Source organism: Microcoleus sp. Pol12B3, from assembly GCF_036701355.1.
Classification (GTDB): domain Bacteria; phylum Cyanobacteriota; class Cyanobacteriia; order Cyanobacteriales; family Microcoleaceae; genus Microcoleus.
This window is the reverse complement of sequence record NZ_JAUBQS010000139.1, coordinates 1-3,556: the sequence shown is the minus strand read 5'-3', so window position 1 is coordinate 3,556 and position 3,556 is coordinate 1. Positions and strand designations below refer to the sequence as shown.

Sequence of the window (3,556 nt, the reverse complement as noted above, 5' to 3'; positions counted from 1 at the left end):
GGCACTGTAGCAGAACCGAGCGGCGGTGGTGGCACTGTAGCAGAACCGAGCGGCGGTGGTGGCACTGTAGCAGAACCGAGCGGCGGTGGTGGCACTGTAGCAGAACCGAGCGGCGGTGGTGGCACTGTAGCAGAACCGAGCGGCGGTGGTGGCACTGTAGCAGAACCGAGCGGCGGTGGTGGCACTGTAGCAGAACCGAGCGGCGGTGGTGGCACTGTAGCAGAACCAATACTTGGAAGCCCTGGCATTGTTATTAGTCCGGCATCGGGATTAGTAACTACAGAAGCAGGTGGCACAGACCAATTCACCATCAGACTCAACCGCCAACCAACTGCGGATGTAACGATTGGTTTGCGTAGCAGCAATGAGGCAGAGGGAGTAATTTCGACGGAATCAATTACCTTCAATTCTGTTAATTGGAATCAGTGGCAGCCGATTACGATAACGGGTGTGGACGATCGAGTATTTGACTTTGATAAGACTTATCAGATTGTGACTGCCCCTGCTGTCAGTGCCGATAGTAACTACAACGGCCTCAATGCACCGGATGCGACTGTTGTTAACAGGGGTAACACCATACCGCTATCTAACGATCAACCCCAATCTGGTAACAGTTTTTCAGATTTGGATTCTGAGACTGCTGCTAACCCAGGCATCACGGTCTCCCCCACCAACGGATTAATCACCACTAAAACAGGTGGCAAAGCCAAATTTACCCTCACACTTAATAGCCCGCCGACGCGCGAAGTTTTGATCGGTTTGAATGTTTCTCCTCAAAATCCTGCAGAGGGTAGTCTCTCCACTCCAAGAGTTACCTTTACACCTGACAACTGGAATATTCCCCAGGAGGTAACGGTAAAAGGAGAGCGTGGTACTTTCTCTGCTATGGCTAACCGACCTTACACGATCGTTACCGCCCCTGCCATCAGCACTGACAGCAAATACTTAGGTCTAGATGCCTCTGATGTCAGTCTCACCAATATGTTAGTTTCGGACGACTATCCCTACAATCAATATCCTCAGATTGTCGTTGGGCCAACAAACGGGTTGATTACAACAGAAGCAGGCGACACTGCTAATTTCAGTGTTGTGTTGACTCAGCAACCTATTGCTGATGTTGTCATCCCAGTCAGCAGTGACAACACGGCAGAAGGAACTGTTTCTGTATCGACGCTGAAGTTTACTCCTGATAATTGGGATATAGCTCAGACTGTAACAATCAAGGGTATTAACGATAATCAATCTGATGGCGATCGTCCCTACAAAATAATCCTCGGACAGGCTATAAGCAACGAATCTGCTGACAGTGGCAACCCTTTTCCAACTCCCGGGTACTCAGGTTTCGATCCTGAAGATGTCAGTGTGACTAACCTCGAACGCAGTTACACTTTCAACAAAATCAATACGGAAATCTCGAATTATTTCGAGGGCGGAGCGATTAGCGCTTGGGGAGACTACAGCGGTGATGGGAAACTGGATTTTATCGCGTCGGGTCGCCCTGAGCCACTTAGCAGCTTCGTTAGCTCTTTTGACTTCACGGGCACTCGGCTGTACCGGAACACAGGCAGTACCTTTACCGCTGAAAGCGGCGACCCAAGTTTGGAGTTAGCCTCTGCAGCATCTTGGGGAGACTACAACAACGACGGCAAGCTAAATTTTGCCTTACAAACAAAGCAAAAGCCGGATTTTCCAACGACCGACATACCACGCTATCTTAAAATCTACGGCAACACTGGCAGCGAGGAGAATGTATTCAGCTGGACACAGGGAAATCCTGCTAATGGTTCGCAAGCATGGGGAGACTACAACAACGATGGCAAAGTAGATCTCCTGAATGCCACCACACAAAGTGTCACGAATGAAAATGCAGACGGTACGTATAGCACCCTGGAAAACGCAAGCTTAGTGTACCGCAATACTGGCAAGAGCGATATTGTTTTGACGGCAGATATTACTGCCCAACTCCCCGGTGTTCTCAACGGTTCAGCAGCATGGGGAGACTATAACAAGGACGGCAAACTCGATATCGTGCTAACGGGCGATAGCGTTTCAGGCAAAATAGCCAAGGTGTTTCGCAATACTGACAGCGGGTTTAGCGAAGCCGAAGCTTTCGCTTTGCCCGGTGTGTCTAATGGTTCGGCTGCTTGGGGAGACTATGACAATGATGGCGATTTGGATATCTTGCTCGCGGGTAATTCAGATTCTGGCAACATCACTAAAGTTTACCGGAACACAGGCAATGGCTTTAGCGAAGACATGACTGCAGCCTTGCCCGGTGGTAGTTTTGCAGCTTGGGGAGACTACGACAACGACGGCAAATTCGATATCTTGCTCAACAGCGAATTAGAGAACAAGTTCTACAGCAAAGTTTACCGCAACACTGGCAGCGGCTTTAGCGAAGATATCAGCGCTGGACTGACTGGTGCCAGTTTTGGATCTTGGGGAGACTACGACAGTGACGGCAAATTGGATATTTTGTTGGGAAATCAAGTGTACCGCAGTAATACTGCGATCGCGAACACTCCTCCCACTGCACCCACAGGGCTTTCGGCTGAGCCTTCTGGCCGAAAAGTTACCTTCAACTGGAACAAAGCAACTGACGATCAAACTCCTGCAGATGGCTTAAGCTACAACCTGCGAGTTGGCACTACTCCCGGTGGCAAGGATATTCTCGCCCCCATGTCTCTCAATGACGGAACTCGGCAAGTAGTAGGACTGGGTAATGCCAACCAAAACACTCAGTGGCAACTCAAAGATTTGTCTCCAGGGACATATTATTGGAGCGTACAGGCGATCGATAATGCTTGGGCAGGTTCGCCGTTTGCCACAGAAGGCAGTTTTACAGTCGGCAACCGTCCTCCCGAACAGCAGATTAACTTAGGCGGTCGGTACACTGCTCTCAATGTCGAAGTTCCTAACGTCTACACAGACCCGGATGGCGACCTACTCACCTACACACTAACCCTGGATGATAAAGACGGCAGCTCATTAGAGAGCAATCCGAACAGCAGTTGGCTTGGACTGTCGTTTAACTCTGCCACAAACAGCATCCAGTTCACCGGAACTCCCCCAAGCAACTGGCAAGACTTCTACGCCAAGTTAACAGCAACAGACCCTTATGGTGCGAGTGCTAGCCAGACAATCCACGTAGTGGACAGGGGAAATGGCAAGCTCATAGACGGTTATATCTCCGGTGCAACCCTCTTCCTAGACGCCAACAAAAACGGCGTCCTCGACACCAACGAACCATCCACCACCACTAACAGCAACGGTGAGTTTAATCTCAACATCCCCTTCGACATTTTCGACACCAACAAAAACGGAGAAATCGACCCATCAGAAGGCAATTTAGTAGCCATAGGAGGCATTGACACCGCCACCGGCTTACCTCTAGAAACACCTGTCACCGCACCCCCAGATGCCAGTGTCGTCACCCTCCTAACCAGCTTAATCGCCGACTTAACCGACAAAGGAATTGCACCAGAATCAGCCCAATCTTTAGTTAAAGCCGCCCTTTCTCTCCCCGCTGATGTTGACCTGACTAGCTTAGACCCTA

At 50.1% G+C, this 3,556-nt stretch carries 1 protein-coding gene; it reads left to right on the top strand.

Annotation, left to right across the window (positions count from 1 at the left end):
- On the top strand, positions 1-3,556 hold a 3,556-nt coding region (locus QUA53_RS28690), incomplete at both ends, for an FG-GAP-like repeat-containing protein (RefSeq protein ID WP_333249287.1).